Source organism: Corynebacterium sp. HMSC074A01 (assembly GCF_001831515.1).
Lineage (GTDB): Bacteria > Actinomycetota > Actinomycetes > Mycobacteriales > Mycobacteriaceae > Corynebacterium.
Map to the genome: position 1 here is coordinate 25,330 of NZ_KV825599.1, position 16,244 is coordinate 41,573.

The following is a 16,244-nucleotide window of genomic DNA, read 5'->3' on the forward strand; positions in this document are numbered from 1 at the left end:
CTTTACTTCGCCGCGTTGAGCTTTTCCTCGGTGGAGTCAAGCAGCTCCTGCCACGCCGTGACAAACTTCTCCACGCCCTCGCGCTCGAGGACTGCCACGACATCGTCCAAATCGATGCCGACCTTCTCCAGCCCGGCAAAGACTTCGCGGGCGTTCTCGTCGGCGTAAGTCAAGGTGTCACCCTTGAGCTGGTCCATCTCGTTGACCACGTTGATGGTATCCATCGGCATTGTGTTGACCGTGTCTGGGCCTGCGAGCTCGACAACATACATGTTCTGCGGGTACTCGGGGTTCTTCACACCGGTCGAGGCCCACAGCGGGCGCTGCTTGTTTGCGCGCGGCGGCAGCTCGTCGACGTCGTTGAAGGAGTCCAGGAACAGGTGGTAGGCCAGGCGCGCGTTAGCGATACCTGCCTTGCCGCGTAGCGCGAGCGCCTCCGGCGTACCGATGGTCTCAAGCCGCTTATCCACCTCGACGTCCATGCGCGAGACGAAGAAGGAGGCGACGGAGTGGATCTCCTCGAGGTCGCGCCCCTGCTGGGCGGCGAGCTCCAGGCCCTTCTTGTAGGCGTCGATGACCTGCTTGTAGCGCTCCACAGAGAAGATCAGGGTGACGTTCACGCTGATGCCCTCTGACAGCGCGGTGGTGATCGCGGGCAGCGACTCGTCGGTGGCCGGGATCTTGATCATCGCGTTCGGGCGGGCCACCTGCTTCCACAGTTCGCGCGCCTGGTTGATCGTCTTCTCCTCATCGTGCGCGTAGCGGGGATCTACCTCGATGGAAACGCGCCCGTCGCGGCCGTGCGTGTCCTGGTAGACCCCGGCGAGCACGTCGCAGGCTTCCTGCACATCAAGGATGCTCATGCGGTAGACGGCTTCCTCCGCGGTGACGTTCTCTGCGCGCAGCTCCTCGAGCTGGCGGTCGTAGTCGCCGCCGGCGCTAATCGCCGCGGAGAAGATCGCCGGGTTGGTGGTAATGCCTAAGATGTTGCGCTCCAGCAGGAACAGGTCGAAGTTCTCGGTGCCGTGGAGCAGGTCGCGGGAGAGGTCATCGAGCCACACGGAGGTCCCGATGTCGTAAATACGGTTGGTCGCGACCATCGCGTGCTTGCCGTTGTGGTTCTCGTGTGCCATATGGTGTGCCTTTCGTAGTTGGGGCGACAAAAGGGGCTGGTGTTCCAGCCCCTTTCTACCTGCCGTGGTTAGTTTTGCGCTGCAACAGATTCAAGTGAGGCGCGTGCCGCCTCGACAACGTGCTCGGTGGTAAAGCCGAAGCGCTCGAAGAGCTCCGCGCCCGGGGCGGAAGCACCGAAGTGCTCCAGGGAAACATTGCGGCCGTGATCGCCGGTGAAGCGGTGCCACGGCATCGCAGTGCCTGCCTCGACGGACACGCGCGCCTTGACCGCGCGTGGGAGGATCTCCTCCTGGTACTCCTCAGACTGCTCCAGGAACCAGTCAATCGACGGCATGGAGACCACGCGGGCCGACACGTTGTCCTCGGCCAGGAGCTTCGCTGCCTCGACGGCGTACTGGACCTCGGAGCCGGAGGCGATGAGGATGACGTCGGGGGTGGACTTCGCCCCGTCGACAAGCACATAGCCGCCCTTGGCCACTCCCTCGAAGGCCTTCTCCTTGGTGCCCTCGAGCACCGGCAGGTTCTGGCGCGACAGGGCGAGTGCCTTCGGCTGTTCGCGGCCCTCGAGTGCGGCGATCCAAGCCGCGGAGGTCTCGTTCGCATCGGCCGGGCGAATCACTGCTAGGTCCGGGATGGCGCGCAGCGCGGTGAGCGTCTCGACCGGCTGGTGGGTCGGGCCGTCCTCGCCGAGCCCGATGGAGTCGTGGGTGAACACGTAGTAGCCGTCGATCCCGGACAGGGCCGCGACGCGGATGGCGGGGTAGAGGTACTCGGAGAAGATGAGGAAGGTGCCGCCGTAGACGCGGGTGCCGCCGTGGAGGGCGATGCCGTTCATGATCGCGCCCATCGCGTGCTCGCGGATACCGAAGTGCAGGTTGCGGCCGTAAGGCTCTGCGGTGAACATCTCCGTGGTGATCGACTCCGGGCCAAAGGACGGAGCGCCGTTGATCAGTGTGTTGTTGGAGCCAGCGAGGTCGGCGGAACCGCCCCACAGCTCCGGCAGGGCAGCCGCCGCGGCCTGGATCGCCGCTGCAGAAGCCTTGCGGGTAGCCACGCCCTTGGCGTCGGGCTCCCAGGTGGGGAACTCGTCCTTCCAGCCGTCCGGCAGCTCGCGCGCCGTCAGACGGTCGAACAGTGCCTTGTTTTCGGGGTACTTTTCCGCCCACGCGTCGAAGCGCTGCTGCCACTCGCTGCGGACGGCTGCTGCGCGCTCACCAAGCTTGCGGGTGTGCGCGATGACCTCGTCTTCCTCCGGGAAGTCCACGTCGGTGTCAAAGCCGAGCGCTTCCTTGACCAGCTTGATCTCCTCAGCGCCGAGTGCAGCGCCGTGTGCTGCGCCCGTGTTCTGCAGGTTGGGGGCCGGGAAGCCAATGACGGTCTTCACGCGCACGATCGTCGGCTTGGTCGTCTCCGCCTTGGCCTTTTCCACGGCCTCTTCAATCGCCGCGACGTCCTCACCGGACTCCACCGTCAACGTCTGCCAGCCGTAGGCCTCGTAGCGGGCCATAACGTCCTCGGTAAACGCGATCTGCGTGTTGTCTTCGATGGAAATCCGGTTGTCGTCCCAGAACAGGATCAGGTTGCCCAGCTGCTGGGTACCCGCCAGGGAGCAGGCCTCGGAGGTCACGCCCTCCTGCAGGCAGCCGTCGCCCGCAACCACGTAGATGTAGTGGTCAAAGGGGCTCTCGCCCGCCGGGGTATCCGGGTCGAACAGGCCGCGCTCGCGGCGCGCCGCCATTGCCATACCGACGGCAGAGGCCAGGCCCTGGCCGAGCGGGCCAGTGGTGATCTCGACGTGGTCGGTGTGGTTGTACTCGGGGTGACCCGGCGTCTTTGCTCCCCAGGTGCGCAGCTGCTTCAGGTCTTCCATCTCAAGCCCGAAGCCGCCCAGGTAGAGCTGGACGTACTGGGTAAGCGAGGAGTGCCCGTTGGAAAGCACGAAGCGGTCACGGCCCGCCCACTTCGGATCGGTGGGGTCCAGGCGCATGACGCGCTGGTACAGCGTGTAAGCCAAAGGAGCCAGCGACATCGCGGTACCGGGGTGGCCGGAGCCGCAGTGCTCGACCGCATCGGCGGCGAGGATACGGGCGGTGTCTACCGCGCGGGTGTCGGTCTCCGTCCAATCGTCCGGGTAATTGCGGACGGTCATGGCTTGAAGTTCCGGGGGCAGGGTCGACTGTGTCACAGTATCCTCACTCAATCGGTTGCGATGTTTATATACAAAACGCGCGCTCACGCGGGCAAACCCGCCCGGTTGTGCGCTTGCCTGTCACAGTGTAGTCGGCCGAGCGTCACCGGTGTTCCACTCATCACCTTTTCCGGCGCGTGTCCGATTGGGAGGTGGACAGGTCAAGGGCTAACATCAACCAAAGGAATGATGCCGGGCGGAGCAGATCCAGCCCGCGCTCCCAGATGCGGTAGCGCCGACGGGAACTTTCCGGCCCCGCGATCCGACTAGTATCGCAGGCCCTATGGCACCTCAAGGACGCGACCGCGTGCGCACCCCGCGCACGATCGCGTCAACGTGGAAGTAAGTCACGATCGCGTCAACGTGGAAGTAAGTAAGGCCGCCGCGAGGGCGGTACGTGTTGTTTGGAGGAGAAGTTTTTGGAGACCGTGAAGGCGTATTTCGCATTGACGAAGCCGAGGGTCATTGAACTTCTCTTGGTCGCGGCAATCCCGGCGATGCTGCAAGCCGACCGAGGCAGCGTCAACGTGTGGCTCATCCTGGCCACGCTGCTCGGCGGCTGGATGGGTGCCGGTGCAGCTAACACCTTCAACATGGTGGCCGACTACGACATTGACCAGAAGATGGGCCGCACCCGCGCCCGCCCGCTGGTCCGCGCGAAGATCACCAAGACCCGCGCCGCCGTGTTCGCCTGGGTGCTACTCATCGCCAGCGTGCTCTGGCTCGGCATCCTGTGCAACTCGTGGCTCGCCGCCGCCTTCATCATCTTTACCAACTTCTTCTACATCTTCGTCTACACCAAGTGGCTGAAGCGGAGGACGTGGCAGAACGTGATCTGGGGCGGCGCGGCCGGCTGCATGCCGGTGCTCGTCGGCTGGGCAGTCATCCGTGACAACGTGACCGACGGCTCGCCCGATCGCTGGTGGCAGGCGATCGTGATGTTCCTCATCATCTTCTTCTGGACGCCGCCGCACACCTGGGCCCTGGCGATGAAGTACCGCGAGGACTACGCCCGCGCCGAGGTTCCGATGCTGCCGGTGGTGGCCTCTCAGGAGGAAACTACCCGCCAGATCGTGCTCTACTCCTGGTGGACGGTTATCGTCTCGCTCGCGCTCGTGCCAGCGACCTCGTGGATCTACCTCATCGTCGCGCTGGTTTCCGGTATTGCCTTCCTGGTCATGGCGACCCGCCTCCACCAGGGTGTCCGCCGCGGTGCGCAGGTCAAGCCGCTGAAGCTGTTTATCCTGTCCAACAACTACCTCGCAGCGCTCTTCTTGGGCCTGTCGGTCGACGCGGTGCTGGGGCTGCCCACCATCGCCAGCTACTTCTAAATACGCACCACGACGCTGCCAGGCTCGGTTACTTGTGCAGTTTCAAAGGCTGCGGCGGCCTCGGTGAGGGGGAAGACCTTGCGCACGTGGAAACGCAGCGTGCCGTCTTCAACGGAGCGGGTTACCGCTTGTGAGTGGTACCGGAACTCGTCTGCCGTTTGCGTGTACCACGGCAGCGAAGCGTGCGTGAGGTACAGGCCTCCGTGGCGCTCGAGCTCCGCGATTTCGACGCGAGCGTTCTGCTCGCCCGCGTTCACCTGCCCGTAGGCGCAGATGAGGCCGCGCGGCGCGCAGGCCTCCAGCGCGAGTTGCAGCGGGTGGATTGCCTCTGGGAGTGCGCCGGTATTCGCCTCGTAGACGACGTCGACGCCGCGGCCGCTGTTGGCTTCGCAAATCCGCTGCGCGGCATCGGCGTAGTAGCGGAACACGCCCGTCGCGCCCGCGTCGTACGCCGCTTCCTCGCCGGAACCATCACGCACGACGGAAAAGACGGTAGCGCCCGCAGCTGCTGCCAGCTGCGTGAGTGCCAGCCCCACCGCGCTTGCTCCGTCGGTGATCACCATCGTGTCGCCGTCTTTCGTCTCGCGCACGCTGTAGAGCATCGCGTGCGCGGCCATGCCCGGGGCGAGCATGCAGGCGGCCACCGCCTCATCAATCCCCTCGGGCACGGCGGCGACGCGCTCGCGGGTGACGACGACCTGCTCCGCGCACGCACCTTGTGCGTCCGCAAACGCGACGAGCGTACCGGGGGCGATTTCGCCCTCCGGGTCCTCTGCCACGCGGCCGCACCCGGCGGAACCCACGACTGTGTCGGCGTCGGCTTTGGGGAGGGGAGGCTGGATGTGGGCATACGTGACGTCGATAAGCAGCTGGCCCACGGTGGGGGTGGGGGCAGCGATGTCGGTGAAAAGCAACGGCCCGCCGGGGGAATCGGTGACTATGGCGTGCATAGCCACAGGTTACCCCGGCGGGCAGGAAGCATGCTGCAGGTTAGACCAGCGTGGGGAGGCGGCGCTCGCCGTGGGCCCACAGGAAGGTGGTGAAGGCCACCACCATCGAGGACATGCCGATGTGAGCGGGGATGGTCCAGCGGGGCACGCCCAGCTGGAATTGGATCACGCCGATCGCCCACTGGACGAGGATGAGCACGATGAGCACGATCGCGGTGCGCATCACGTCCTTCGGCACCTGCGCCTTACGCAGCAGCCAGACAGCGACCGCAGTAGCGCCGAGGTAGAGGTAAAGGCAGAACGCGTGCACAAAGGCCAGCATGCGGGTGTCCATCTCCAGGCGGCCGTGCATGCCCGCGTCTGCGTCGCCCGAGTGCGGGCCAGAGCCGGTGACCATCGTGCCGGTAATCAGCACCACGGCGAGCGCGATCGCGGCGATGATCGCCCACGTGCTCGCAGCCTTAGGGAACACACGAGTCGGCTCGACCCCGTCCGGCTCCGCGATGCGCATGTACAGCGCAGCGGCCACGGCGACCAGGACCATCGAGGGCAGGAAGTGCACGGCCACGGCCCACCAGCGCAGGTCCAGGTGGACGGAGATGCCGCCAATGATGGCCTGGAGCACCACGCCTGCGAGGGATACGGCAGCGAGTGCCTTGATCGCGTTGCGACGCTGCGCCTTGTAGACGGCGACGAGTACCGCGATCGCGACGGCCGCGACAATGATGGCGAGCAGGCGGTTGCCAAACTCGATGGCCTGGTGAATCCAAGGGGCCGCGCCAGCGACCGGTACAAGGGAGCCCTCGTGGCACAGCGGCCAGGTGTCGCATCCCAGACCGGAGCCGGTGACGCGCACCAGCGAGCCGGTCACGGTAATCCCGCCCTGGCACAGCAGCAGAATCATGGCCAGCACTCGCTGGACCTTGAGCGAGGGTCCGACAGATGGCCCAGCGGCGTGAGGACCATCAGGCTGGCTTGTGAGCGCCTGGGACTGAGTGTGTGTGGAATCCACCTGCGTCGACTTCACGAGACGCGCTCCCTTTCGAAATCTTGGAGAGAATGCATGCAACTTTCGGATGAGGAAAGTGTCGTCCACAGCTTAACGCATAGTGTGGAAAACACGGGGATCCGCACAGCAACGTGGGTGCCGCGGCTATCCGTCGAAGCGGAACCAGCGCGCGGCGGCCGCCATTGCTACAACCGTCCAGCACAGCAGCGAAAGCCAGGCCTGCCAGTTGAAAGCGACCGCGAGCGCCTTGGTCAGCGCACCCGCCAGCGCGACCGTGGGAACGAGGTTCCAGGCACCTGCCTGCCCAATGTCGCCGCTGTACTGGACCCAGCCGACAATCCCCATGAGCACGAGCCAGAAAAGGTTGGCTAGGGCTAGTACCAGCTCGGAGCTTAAGGTGCCGCCCATCAACAGACCCATCGCGCTAAACGCTGCCACGCCGACGACCAGGGTAAAAAGCCCGCACACGATGCCGAGCGCGCTCGCGCGCCACCCTAGGTAGAAGGCCAGGGCACCGAGGACGACGATCTGCACTGCGACTGTGGCGAGCACGCCGATAATCTTGCCGGTAATGATCGTCCACGGCGGTACCCCGGAGGCACCGGTGCGTTTCAGTGCCCCGTAGCGCCGGTCGAAGGCGAGCGCGATCGCCTGGCCGGTAAACCCGGCGCTCGTGGCGGCAACAGCGAACACCATGGGGACAATCTGGTTGAAGTCCGTATCGGCGAAGATGGGCACGATCGCCGCCACCACCAGGAGTGCCCCGGGGATCAGGATGTTGACCAGCAGTTGCTCGCCGTGGCGGAGCATGAGTTTCGACTCGATCTTGCCTTGGGCAAGCGCCATGTCCAGCACAGATGCGCGCTGCGGGTTGGGGGTAAATGTTCCCGGCGGGAGCGTACTCGCGGGGCGCGGGGTGTCCGGTGACGCAGTGCTCACGGTGATCTACTCCTTTTCTGGTGAAGGCTTGTGGAGGCGCTAGCTGCGCAGCTCGCGGCCGGTGATGTCGAGGAAGACGGCTTCTAAGTTGCGGTGCGAGATTCCCAGCTCGCGGATGAGCACGTCCTGGTGCTCCGCGGCCTGGGCGAGCGCGGTGACCAGCGCGGGGCTGCCGCTGCCGCGCACCCGGTAGGAAAGCGGGCGCAGCGCTTCGGCGGACACACCAAGTGGCTTGAGCTGGGTGTTGAACGCGGGCACATCGAGCTCAGTGGCGGTGGTGAAAGAGACGAGCGGGTAGTCATCGTGTGAGGTGAGCTCGGCCATTGTTCCGTCGGCGACGACGCGGCCGCGGTCCATAATCACGATGTGGTCGGCCAACGTCTCCGCCTCGTCCATCAGGTGGGTGGTCAGCACAATGGTGGTGCCATCGCGTTTTAAGGCGTTGACCAGGTCCCAGACGGCGAGCCTGGACTGGGCGTCCATGCCGGCGGTCGGCTCGTCGAGAAACAGCAGCTCCGGGCGACCGATGATCGCGAGCGCAAGCGAGAGTCGCTGCTGCTGGCCGCCCGAAAGCCTCCGGTAGGTGGTGTTGGCCACGCCCTCAAGCCCGAGTAGCTCGATGAGCCAGTCCGGATCGTGCGGGTCCTTGTTGTAGGAGGCCGCCAGGCGCAGCATCTCACGCAGCTTCACTCCCGAGTAGGAGCCGCCGCCCTGCAACATGATGCCGATCCGGTCGCGGACTTTCTGGGGTTCGGTGGCAGGGTCGAAGCCGAGCACGCGAATGCTGCCAGCGGTGGGGGTGGTAAAGCCCTCGCACATCTCGATCGTCGTGGTCTTGCCCGCTCCGTTCGGGCCGAGCAGGGCGAGCAGCTGGCCCGTTCGCGCGCGGAAGGACACGCCGTCGACGGCGCGGGTGTGACCAAAAGTTTTCACCACATTGCTCACTACCAGGGCATCATTTTCCATGAGCGCTAGTGTAGCCCGCGCCCGGCGCGCCACCGGTACCACAGCCATGCGCCGCCGCACATGAGGGCGAAATAGCAGGCGGCGGCCAGGTAGATGGTCGCTACCGTGCCCGGCGGCAGCGCGAGCCCGCGGGGCAGGACCAGGAAGCTGAACACGGCGCAATAAGTGGCGACGCTCGCGCGGAAGAAGAAGCGGTTCGCCCACGCCGCCAGCGGCAGAATGCCCCAGAGCGGGTACCAGGGGTGGACGACCGGAAACAGCAGGACGAGCACGAGGGTGGCTACGCCGAGCCCGCCGACGGGGTGGATTGAGCCTTTGAAGGTTGCCCAGAGCATGCGCACCAGGAATGCCCCGGCGATAAGCAGACCGACGCCGCGGGTGATGCTCAGGATGGCATCGGTGTGGTCGCCGAGGTTGAGCAGCATGGCGAGGCGCCCGCTGAGCACGCCGATATCAGTGGTGACCGAGAGCCAGCTGCGTATCGACGCCGCGCCGCCCTGCCCAGTGACCCAGCCGAGTCCGATGCCCGTTGCTAGGGACACGGCCGCCACGGTGAGGACAAGGACGCAGGTCTGGATGAGTGCGGCAAGCCCGATGGCGCGTATCGACGCCCGCTTACTCCCGTTTCCTGCCCAGAGCCGTGCCAGCGCCATGCCTGTAAACCCGAGGGCGACGAACCCTGTAACCTTGACCATGCCGCCGCAGGTCAGTAGCGCGCTCGAGCCGAGGAACAGCGCCCAGCCCCGCAGATTGCGTGAGCGCTGTGCGATCTCGTCGACGCCGCGCAGGCCCAGCTCCATGCCGACGAGGAGAAAGCCGAGCATGACCGCTTCGTTGTGGATCCCGCCGATCAGATGCAGGATGGTCAGCGGGTTGAGCACGCCGAGCCACAGGGCGGTGGCACCGTGGACGCCGCAGCGCGCGGCGAGCGCGCGGATGCCCCAGGCCGCTGCGATAACGCCGACGAAAGAGACTGCGCGGTGGGCGAGCACGCCGAAGTAGATGGAGTCTTGGGTGATCCACGAGATCGCCGAGGCGATGCCGAGCGCGACCGGGCCGTAGGGGCTCGGTGAGTGCGCCCAGATGAAGGGGACGGAGCGCGCGAGGTGGTTGTCCGTGCCGAGGATCTCCACGGGGCCTGCGGCGTAGGGGTCGAGGCCTTGGCGCACGATGGAGCCGTGCGCCAAGTAAGAATAAATGTCCTGGGTAAACAGGGGAGCGGTGAGGAACAGCGGCGCGGCCCAGACGAGAAAGGTGCGGAAGATCACCCGCGCGCTGATGCGCGAGTGTTTGGTGCCCGCACCCACAAAGGGGCCCATGAGCAGCCACGCCACAACGAGGCAGCCGACACCGATCAGCACCACGGAGGAAGACGTCTGCATCATCCTGCCCATGAGCTGGCCGCCAGGCAGATCGAACCAGGGGTTGTCCACCACCGGTAGGGCTCCGCCGCCGAGCCCACCCAGGCCCATCAGTAGCGTGCCGAGTGCACCGAGCCACCGCAACAGTGCGAAGCGGTTGAGCTCGATGGTGGAGGCCGCAACACCAGCGTCGGAAAGGTCAGCGCGGTGCAGCAGCGCTGAGCGCGAACCGGCCGTGCCCAGGCGGGGTAGCGCCTCGACCAGGCCTGGCGAAAAGGCGGACCGTGCTGCTTCGTGTGCGCCCCGGTCCTTGGCGGTGTGGTGCGGTGGGGTCACACCTTCAGCATTCTAGGGGCCACCAGGGGCGGGTGAAAGCAGGCGGTGACACGCCGGGGGGACCCCGCGCGGCAGGAATAATTTGGAAACACTACTGTTGTGTAAAGGCGAAAGGAACGTCCTTTTGCGCGCGAGCAATGTGGAAATCAAAGGAAGCTGAGGTGAAGCAATGGCCGAGCAGCATCGAGCAGTAGGGGCAGACACCCGCGGCGACGTGATGCGTGCGCTGTTAACGCTTGGCCCGGTGACCGCCACCGACATCGCCGAGCAACTAGGCCTTTCTGCCGCAGGTGTGCGCCGCCACCTCGACAAACTTCTCGGGGACGACCTGGCAGAGACGTGCGATCCGCGCGTCGTTGCTGGGGAGGAAGCGACGCGGGGACGTCCCGCGAAGTACTTCCGGCTGACCGAAAGTGGGCGGCGTTCATTTGGCACGCATTACGACGGCCTGGCCGTCGACGCCGTGGAGATGATTAAGCAGCTCGGGGGAGAGCGCGCAGTGCGCGACTTTGCCCGGGCACGGATTGAGAAAGTCCTCGCAGAGGCAAACGCTGCGGAAAACGGAGATTCCGATGCCGCTTCCGGTGAGGAGGCAACCAAGGCGACCGTGGAGGCGATCGCCGAGGTGTTGGATCGTCACGGTTACGCAGCCACGGTGACCTCTGCTGGCAACGGCATCCAGCTCTGCCAGCACCACTGCCCGGTCTCTGACGTCGCCTCGGCGCACCCGGAGATCTGCGAGGCAGAACACGAAGCCATCTCGGCGCTCGTGGGCACGCATGTGCAGCCCCTGGCGCTGATCGCTGACGGCGATGGCATCTGCACGACGAATATTCCTCTTGCCGCTACCGCTACGGCGGCGGGAACCCATACTGAAAGGAGCGGAGATAATGACGAAAGCTAACCCCGCACCCGGTCTCGAAACACCGATGAACGATGAGCAGATCATCGACTCTATCGGCGCGTACAGCTACGGCTGGCACGACTCCGATGTCGCTGGTGCCTCCGCGCGCCGCGGCCTGAACCAGGACGTGGTGCGCGACATCTCGGGTATTAAGAACGAGCCGGAGTGGATGCTGAACCAGCGTCTGAAGGCGCACGAGATCTTTGAAAAGAAGCCGATGCCCACCTGGGGCGCGGACCTGTCGGATATTGACTTCGACAACATTAAGTACTACGTCCGCTCAACCGAGGAACAGGCGACCTCCTGGGACGACCTTCCCGAAGACATTAAGGACACCTACGACAAGCTCGGTATCCCCGAAGCGGAGAAGCAGCGCTTGGTCGCGGGTGTGGCCGCTCAGTACGAATCTGAGGTGGTTTACCACCAGATCCGCGAGGACCTGGAGGAAAAGGGCGTCATCTTCGTCGACACCGATACCGCGCTGCGCGAGCACGAGGAGCTGTTTAAGGAGCACTTCGGCACCGTGATTCCCGCGGGCGATAATAAGTTCTCCGCGCTGAACTCGGCTGTGTGGTCCGGTGGTTCCTTCATTTACGTGCCGCCGGGGGTCCACGTGGACATCCCGCTCCAGGCCTACTTCCGCATTAACACCGAGAACATGGGCCAGTTCGAGCGCACCCTCATCATCGTGGACGAGGACGCGTACGTGCACTACGTCGAGGGTTGCACCGCGCCGATCTACAAGTCCGACTCGCTGCACTCCGCAGTGGTGGAGATCATCGTGAAGAAGGGCGGCCGCTGCCGCTACACCACCATCCAGAACTGGTCGAACAACGTCTACAACCTCGTGACCAAGCGCGCGAAGGCTGAAGAAGGCGCGACCATGGAGTGGGTCGACGGCAATATTGGCTCCAAGGTGACCATGAAGTACCCGGCTGTCTGGATGACCGGCGAGCACGCTCGCGGCGAGGTCCTTTCTGTCGCTTTTGCCGGCGAGGGCCAGTTCCAGGACACCGGTGCCAAGATGACTCACATGGCCCCGCACACCTCCTCCTCGGTGGTGTCGAAGTCTGTGGCTCGCGGTGGCGGCCGTTCCGCATACCGCGGGTTGATCCAGGTCAACGCGAATGCGCACAACTCCCAGTCCAACGTAGAGTGTGACGCGCTGCTGGTGGACGACATCTCGCGCTCTGACACCTACCCGTACAACGACATCCGTAATGACCGCGTCACTCTCGGACACGAGGCGAAGGTGTCCAAGGTCTCCGAGGAGCAGTTGTTCTACCTCATGAGCCGAGGCATCGCAGAGGAGGAAGCGATGGCCATGATCGTGCGCGGCTTCGTCGAGCCCATCGCGAAGGAGCTGCCGATGGAGTACGCCCTGGAACTGAACCGTCTCATCGAGCTGCAAATGGAAGGATCGGTGGGCTAAACCCAATGACCGTTTCTGTAGACCCCGTACACAACGCCACCCCGCACAACAACAAGGGTGACCTCTTCCAGTCGTTTAGCGTCGAGGATTTCCCGGTGCCCGGCGGCCGCGACGAGGTGTGGCGCTTCATCTCCCTGCGCCGCATCCGCGGCCTGCACAACGGCAAGTTTGCCCCGGCTGCGAAGGCGCAGATCACCGTGGATGCGCCGGAAAGCGTGCGCGTTGAAGAGGTGCCGATTAGCGACGAGCGCTTGAAGGTCGCTGGCGGTGCCGTCGACCGCGTCTCCGCCCAGGCTTGGAGCTCCGCCGAGACCGGTGTCATCGTGCACCTGCCTGCCGACACCGAGCTTGAGCAGGACATCACGATCACCGTCACCGGTGCTGGTGCGGATGTGACCACCTTCGGCAACATCCTGATCGAGTCCGGCACGCACGCGAAGGGCAACGTCATCCTGCGCTACGCAGGCTCCGGCACCCACGCCGATAACGTGAACTGGCACCTCGGCGAGGGCTCGACCGTGCGCGCCATCGTCGACGCCGAGTGGAATGAGGACACCGTCCACATCGGCCAGCAGTCGATCCTGTTGGAGCGCGACTCGACGCTGCGACACTACGTGGCAGCCTTCGGCGGCGAGGTCGTTCGCATCACCCCGCGCGTGAAGTTCGCTGCCCCCGGCGGCGATGCCGAGCTCAACGGCGTGTACTTCGCCGACCCCGGCCAGTACATCGAGAACCGCATGCTGGTGGATCACTCCGTACCGAACTGCCGCTCCAACGTGCTCTACAAGGGTGCGCTGCAGGGCGATAAGCAGTCCTCGCTGCCCGAGGCGCGCACCTGCTGGGTCGGCGACGTGCTGATCCGCGCCGAGGCGAAGGGCACCGACACGTACGAGACGAACCGCAACCTCGTGCTGACCGACGGCGCGCGTGCGGACGCGATCCCGAACCTGGAGATTGAGACGGGCGAGATCGCCGGCGCGGGCCACGCTGCCACGGTCGGCCGTTTCGACGATGAGCAGCTCTTCTACCTGCGTTCCCGCGGTATCCCCGAGGACGAGGCCACCCGCCTGATCATTCGCGGGTTCTTCAACGAAGTGCTCAACCAGATCCCGGTCGAGCAAGTCCGCGAAGAGCTCATCGCCCGCGTCGTGGGCGAGCTGGAGCGCACCAACAACTAGTCAACGCTGCTCAATAAAGTACTGAAAGAAAGAAAGCGGATACGCGAATATGTCGAAGCTTGAAATTAAGAACCTGCACGCCAACGTTCTGCCGACGGAGGAAGGTCAGGAGCCGAAGCCGATTCTCAAGGGCGTGAACCTGACGATTAACGCTGGCGAGACCCACGCGATCATGGGTCCGAACGGCTCGGGTAAGTCCACGCTGGCCTACACGTTGGCTGGCCACCCCAAGTACGAGGTAACCGAGGGCGAGGTGCTGCTCGACGGCGAGAACATCCTCGATATGGAGATCGACGAGCGCGCTCGCGCGGGCCTGTTCCTGGCCATGCAGTACCCGGTCGAGGTTCCGGGCGTGTCTTCTTCCAACTTCATGCGCTCCGCGGTGACCGCGGTGCGCGGTGAGGCCCCGAAGCTGCGTGAGTGGGTCGCTGAGCTCAACGAGGCCCGCAACTCGCTGCAGATGGACGAGTCCTTCTCCGAGCGCTCCGTCAACGAGGGCTTCTCCGGTGGCGAGAAGAAGCGCCACGAGGTCATGCAGTTGGCGCTGATGAAGCCGAAGTTCGCCGTGATGGACGAGACTGACTCCGGCCTGGACGTCGACGCACTGCGCGTGGTTTCCGACGGCATTAACAAGTACCAGGAGGAGACTAACGGTGGCGTGCTGATGATCACCCACTACAAGCGCATCCTCAACTACGTGCAGCCGGAGTTCGTCCACGTCTTTGCCAATGGCAAGATTGTGAAGACGGGCGACGCCTCGCTGGCAGACCAGCTCGAGGCAGAGGGCTACGAGAAGTTCATCTAATGGCCTACGTCAACGACAACGGAACACTCAACGTGGAGGCGATCCGCGCAGAGTTTCCGATCCTGTCGCGCACCGTCAGGGATGACAAGCCGCTTGTCTACCTCGACTCTGGTGCGACGTCACAGCGACCGGAACGCGTGTGGAACGCCGAGCGCGACTTCGTGCTGAACACCTTCGCGCCCGTCCACCGCGGCTCCTACCAACTCGCCGAGGAAGCGACCGACGCCTACGAAAAGGCCCGCGAAGCCATCGCGCGTTTCGTCGGCGCGGAAGGCCACGAGATCGCGTTTACGAAGAACGCGACCGAGGGCTTGAACCTCGTCGCCTACGTACTTGGGGACGATCGCGCTGGCGAGTATCAGGTAGGCGAGGGTGACACCATCGTCGTCACCGAGCTGGAGCACCACGCCAACCTCGTGCCGTGGCAGGAGCTCGCCCGACGCACGGGTGCCACGCTCAAGTGGTACGCGATGACGCCGGACGGGCGGATCGACCTCGATTCGCTCGAGCTGGACGACACCGTCAAGGTCGTGGCGTTTACCCACCAGTCGAACGTGACTGGCGCGGTGGCTGACGTCGAGGAGATGGTCCGACGCGCGAAGGCGGTCGGGGCACTCACGGTGCTCGACGCGTGCCAGTCGGTGCCGCACATGCCGGTCGACTTCCACGCCCTCGACGTGGACTTCGCCGCGTTTTCGGGCCACAAGATGTGCGGGCCTTCCGGCGTCGGCGCCGTTTACGGCAAGGGCGACATCCTGGACAAGCTGCCGCCGTTTTTGACCGGTGGTTCCATGATCGAGATCGTGAAGATGGAAGGCTCGACCTACGCACCTGCCCCGCAGCGGTTTGAGGCGGGCACGCAGATGACCAGCCAGGTCGTCGGCCTCGGCGCGGCGGTGGAGTTCTTGAGCGAAGTGGGCATGGACCGCATCCACGCCCACGAGCAGGAGCTGACCGCGTATGCGCTCGAGCAGATGCAGAAAATCGAGGGCTTGGAGATCGCCGGTCCGCTGACTGCGGACAACCGCGGCGGCGCGATTGCCTTCACCGTCGATGGCGTGCACCCGCACGATCTGGGTCAGGTCCTCGATGCCGAGGGCGTCGCTATCCGCACCGGCCACCACTGCGCGTGGCCGGCCCACCGCGGCCTTGCCGTGCAGGCGACCTCGCGCGCGAGCTTCTACCTCTACAACACCAAGGACGAGGTAGATACGCTGGTGGCAGCTATTGCAAAGGCGAAGGAGTTTTTCGCACGATGAACCTTGAATCGATGTACCAGGAAGTCATCCTGGACCACTACAAGAACCCGCAGTACGCAGGGCTTCGCGATCCTTACGAGGCGGAAGTCCACCACGTCAACCCCTCCTGCGGCGACGAGCTGACGCTGCGCGTGCACCTGTCTGAGGACGGCGAAACCGTAGAGGATGTCTCCTACGAGGCGCAGGGGTGCTCGATCTCGCAGGCGTCGACAAGCGTGATGGCCGAAGAGATCAAGGGGCTCCCGCTTGACCAAGCGATGAAGAAGCTTGGGGCCTTCGAGGAAATGATCACCTCGCGCGGCACCGTGGAAGGCGACCCGGAAGTCATCGGCGATGGCGTGGCCTTTGGCGGGGTGGCGAAGTTCCCGGCTCGCGTCAAGTGCGCGCTGCTCGGGTGGAAGGCCTTCGAGGCCGCAACCCAGGAAGCCCTGGAGAAGAAGGAGAACTAAACC

General features: G+C 64.7%; 14 protein-coding genes. 7 read left to right on the plus strand and 7 right to left on the minus strand.

The features are described 5' to 3' along the window. Nucleotides 1-2 precede the first annotated feature (2 nt). The gene (tal, locus tag HMPREF2550_RS01665; RefSeq protein ID WP_070762755.1) at nucleotides 3-1,100 is read right to left on the minus strand and encodes a transaldolase; all 1,098 of its coding nucleotides are present in this window, start codon (nucleotides 1,098-1,100) and stop codon (nucleotides 3-5) included. Between the two features lie 101 nt (nucleotides 1,101-1,201). Then, complete coding sequence (tkt, locus tag HMPREF2550_RS01670; RefSeq protein ID WP_141757787.1) at nucleotides 1,202-3,283, minus strand: transketolase; 2,082 nt, start codon at nucleotides 3,281-3,283, stop codon at nucleotides 1,202-1,204. Between the two features lie 443 nt (nucleotides 3,284-3,726). Here tkt and HMPREF2550_RS01675 point away from each other — a divergent pair, with 443 nt between their 5' ends. Then, nucleotides 3,727-4,653: a heme o synthase gene (locus tag HMPREF2550_RS01675; protein WP_210400201.1), complete on the plus strand. Its 927-nt coding sequence runs from the start codon at nucleotides 3,727-3,729 to the stop codon at nucleotides 4,651-4,653. On the opposite strand, the gene HMPREF2550_RS01680 is transcribed toward HMPREF2550_RS01675, so the two are convergent. From HMPREF2550_RS01680 to mptB, 5 genes are all read right to left on the minus strand, one after another. Further along, nucleotides 4,650-5,603 (minus strand): zinc-binding dehydrogenase, encoded by a 954-nt coding sequence (locus HMPREF2550_RS01680; RefSeq protein WP_070789307.1) that lies wholly within the window; start codon nucleotides 5,601-5,603, stop codon nucleotides 4,650-4,652. The two genes, HMPREF2550_RS01675 and HMPREF2550_RS01680, sit on opposite strands and share 4 nt — an antisense overlap. Nucleotides 5,604-5,643: 40 nt before the next feature. After that, a complete protein-coding gene (locus HMPREF2550_RS01685; RefSeq protein WP_083319728.1) occupies nucleotides 5,644-6,507 on the minus strand; it encodes a COX15/CtaA family protein in 864 nt (287 codons plus the stop codon). A gap of 249 nt (nucleotides 6,508-6,756) precedes the next feature. Further along, nucleotides 6,757-7,458, minus strand: a complete 702-nt coding sequence (locus tag HMPREF2550_RS01690; RefSeq protein ID WP_168167673.1) for an ABC-2 transporter permease — start codon at nucleotides 7,456-7,458, stop codon at nucleotides 6,757-6,759. A 132-nt stretch (nucleotides 7,459-7,590) separates the two neighbouring features. Then, a complete protein-coding gene (locus tag HMPREF2550_RS01695) occupies nucleotides 7,591-8,517 on the minus strand; it encodes an ABC transporter ATP-binding protein (RefSeq protein WP_070789311.1) in 927 nt (308 codons plus the stop codon). A gap of 5 nt (nucleotides 8,518-8,522) precedes the next feature. Next, a complete protein-coding gene (gene mptB / locus HMPREF2550_RS01700; protein ID WP_168167674.1) occupies nucleotides 8,523-10,121 on the minus strand; it encodes a polyprenol phosphomannose-dependent alpha 1,6 mannosyltransferase MptB in 1,599 nt (532 codons plus the stop codon). A 262-nt stretch (nucleotides 10,122-10,383) separates the two neighbouring features. On the opposite strand from mptB, the gene HMPREF2550_RS01705 reads away from it, so the two are divergent. The 6 genes from HMPREF2550_RS01705 to sufU are packed head-to-tail and all read left to right on the plus strand — an operon-like array spanning nucleotide 10,384 to nucleotide 16,241. Beyond that, entirely contained in the window at nucleotides 10,384-11,118 is a 735-nt protein-coding gene (locus HMPREF2550_RS01705) for a helix-turn-helix transcriptional regulator (RefSeq protein WP_070762719.1), read from the plus strand. Then, nucleotides 11,105-12,550, plus strand: a complete 1,446-nt coding sequence (sufB, locus tag HMPREF2550_RS01710) for a Fe-S cluster assembly protein SufB (protein ID WP_070762718.1) — start codon at nucleotides 11,105-11,107, stop codon at nucleotides 12,548-12,550. Before HMPREF2550_RS01705 ends, sufB begins: the two co-directional genes overlap by 14 nt. A gap of 5 nt (nucleotides 12,551-12,555) precedes the next feature. Beyond that, nucleotides 12,556-13,728, plus strand: a complete 1,173-nt coding sequence (gene sufD / locus HMPREF2550_RS01715) for a Fe-S cluster assembly protein SufD (protein ID WP_070789314.1) — start codon at nucleotides 12,556-12,558, stop codon at nucleotides 13,726-13,728. Between the two features lie 49 nt (nucleotides 13,729-13,777). Then, nucleotides 13,778-14,533: a Fe-S cluster assembly ATPase SufC gene (sufC, locus tag HMPREF2550_RS01720; RefSeq protein ID WP_070789317.1), complete on the plus strand. Its 756-nt coding sequence runs from the start codon at nucleotides 13,778-13,780 to the stop codon at nucleotides 14,531-14,533. Next, a complete protein-coding gene (locus HMPREF2550_RS01725; RefSeq protein ID WP_070762715.1) occupies nucleotides 14,533-15,792 on the plus strand; it encodes a cysteine desulfurase in 1,260 nt (419 codons plus the stop codon). Before sufC ends, HMPREF2550_RS01725 begins: the two co-directional genes overlap by 1 nt. Beyond that, nucleotides 15,789-16,241: a Fe-S cluster assembly sulfur transfer protein SufU gene (gene sufU, locus HMPREF2550_RS01730; protein WP_070762714.1), complete on the plus strand. Its 453-nt coding sequence runs from the start codon at nucleotides 15,789-15,791 to the stop codon at nucleotides 16,239-16,241. The genes HMPREF2550_RS01725 and sufU overlap by 4 nt, the downstream gene beginning before the upstream one ends. Nucleotides 16,242-16,244 lie beyond the last annotated feature (3 nt).

What these genes read in the sequence shown, in the direction of transcription:
- sufC (WP_070789317.1), top strand. Translation starts at nt 13,778, where the DNA reads ATGTCGAAGCTTGAAATTAAGAACCTGCACGCCAACGTTCTGCCGACG.
- sufU (WP_070762714.1), top strand. Translation starts at nt 15,789, where the DNA reads ATGAACCTTGAATCGATGTACCAGGAAGTCATCCTGGACCACTACAAG.
- HMPREF2550_RS01680 (WP_070789307.1), bottom strand. Translation starts at nt 5,603, where the DNA reads ATGCACGCCATAGTCACCGATTCCCCCGGCGGGCCGTTGCTTTTCACC.
- tal (WP_070762755.1), bottom strand. Translation starts at nt 1,100, where the DNA reads ATGGTCGCGACCAACCGTATTTACGACATCGGGACCTCCGTGTGGCTC.
- tkt (WP_141757787.1), bottom strand. Translation starts at nt 3,283, where the DNA reads ATGACCGTCCGCAATTACCCGGACGATTGGACGGAGACCGACACCCGC.
- HMPREF2550_RS01705 (WP_070762719.1), top strand. Translation starts at nt 10,384, where the DNA reads ATGGCCGAGCAGCATCGAGCAGTAGGGGCAGACACCCGCGGCGACGTG.
- HMPREF2550_RS01685 (WP_083319728.1), bottom strand. Translation starts at nt 6,507, where the DNA reads ATGATTCTGCTGCTGTGCCAGGGCGGGATTACCGTGACCGGCTCGCTG.
- sufB (WP_070762718.1), top strand. Translation starts at nt 11,105, where the DNA reads ATGACGAAAGCTAACCCCGCACCCGGTCTCGAAACACCGATGAACGAT.
- HMPREF2550_RS01690 (WP_168167673.1), bottom strand. Translation starts at nt 7,458, where the DNA reads ATGGCGCTTGCCCAAGGCAAGATCGAGTCGAAACTCATGCTCCGCCAC.
- sufD (WP_070789314.1), top strand. Translation starts at nt 12,556, where the DNA reads ATGACCGTTTCTGTAGACCCCGTACACAACGCCACCCCGCACAACAAC.
- HMPREF2550_RS01695 (WP_070789311.1), bottom strand. Translation starts at nt 8,517, where the DNA reads ATGGAAAATGATGCCCTGGTAGTGAGCAATGTGGTGAAAACTTTTGGT.
- HMPREF2550_RS01725 (WP_070762715.1), top strand. Translation starts at nt 14,533, where the DNA reads ATGGCCTACGTCAACGACAACGGAACACTCAACGTGGAGGCGATCCGC.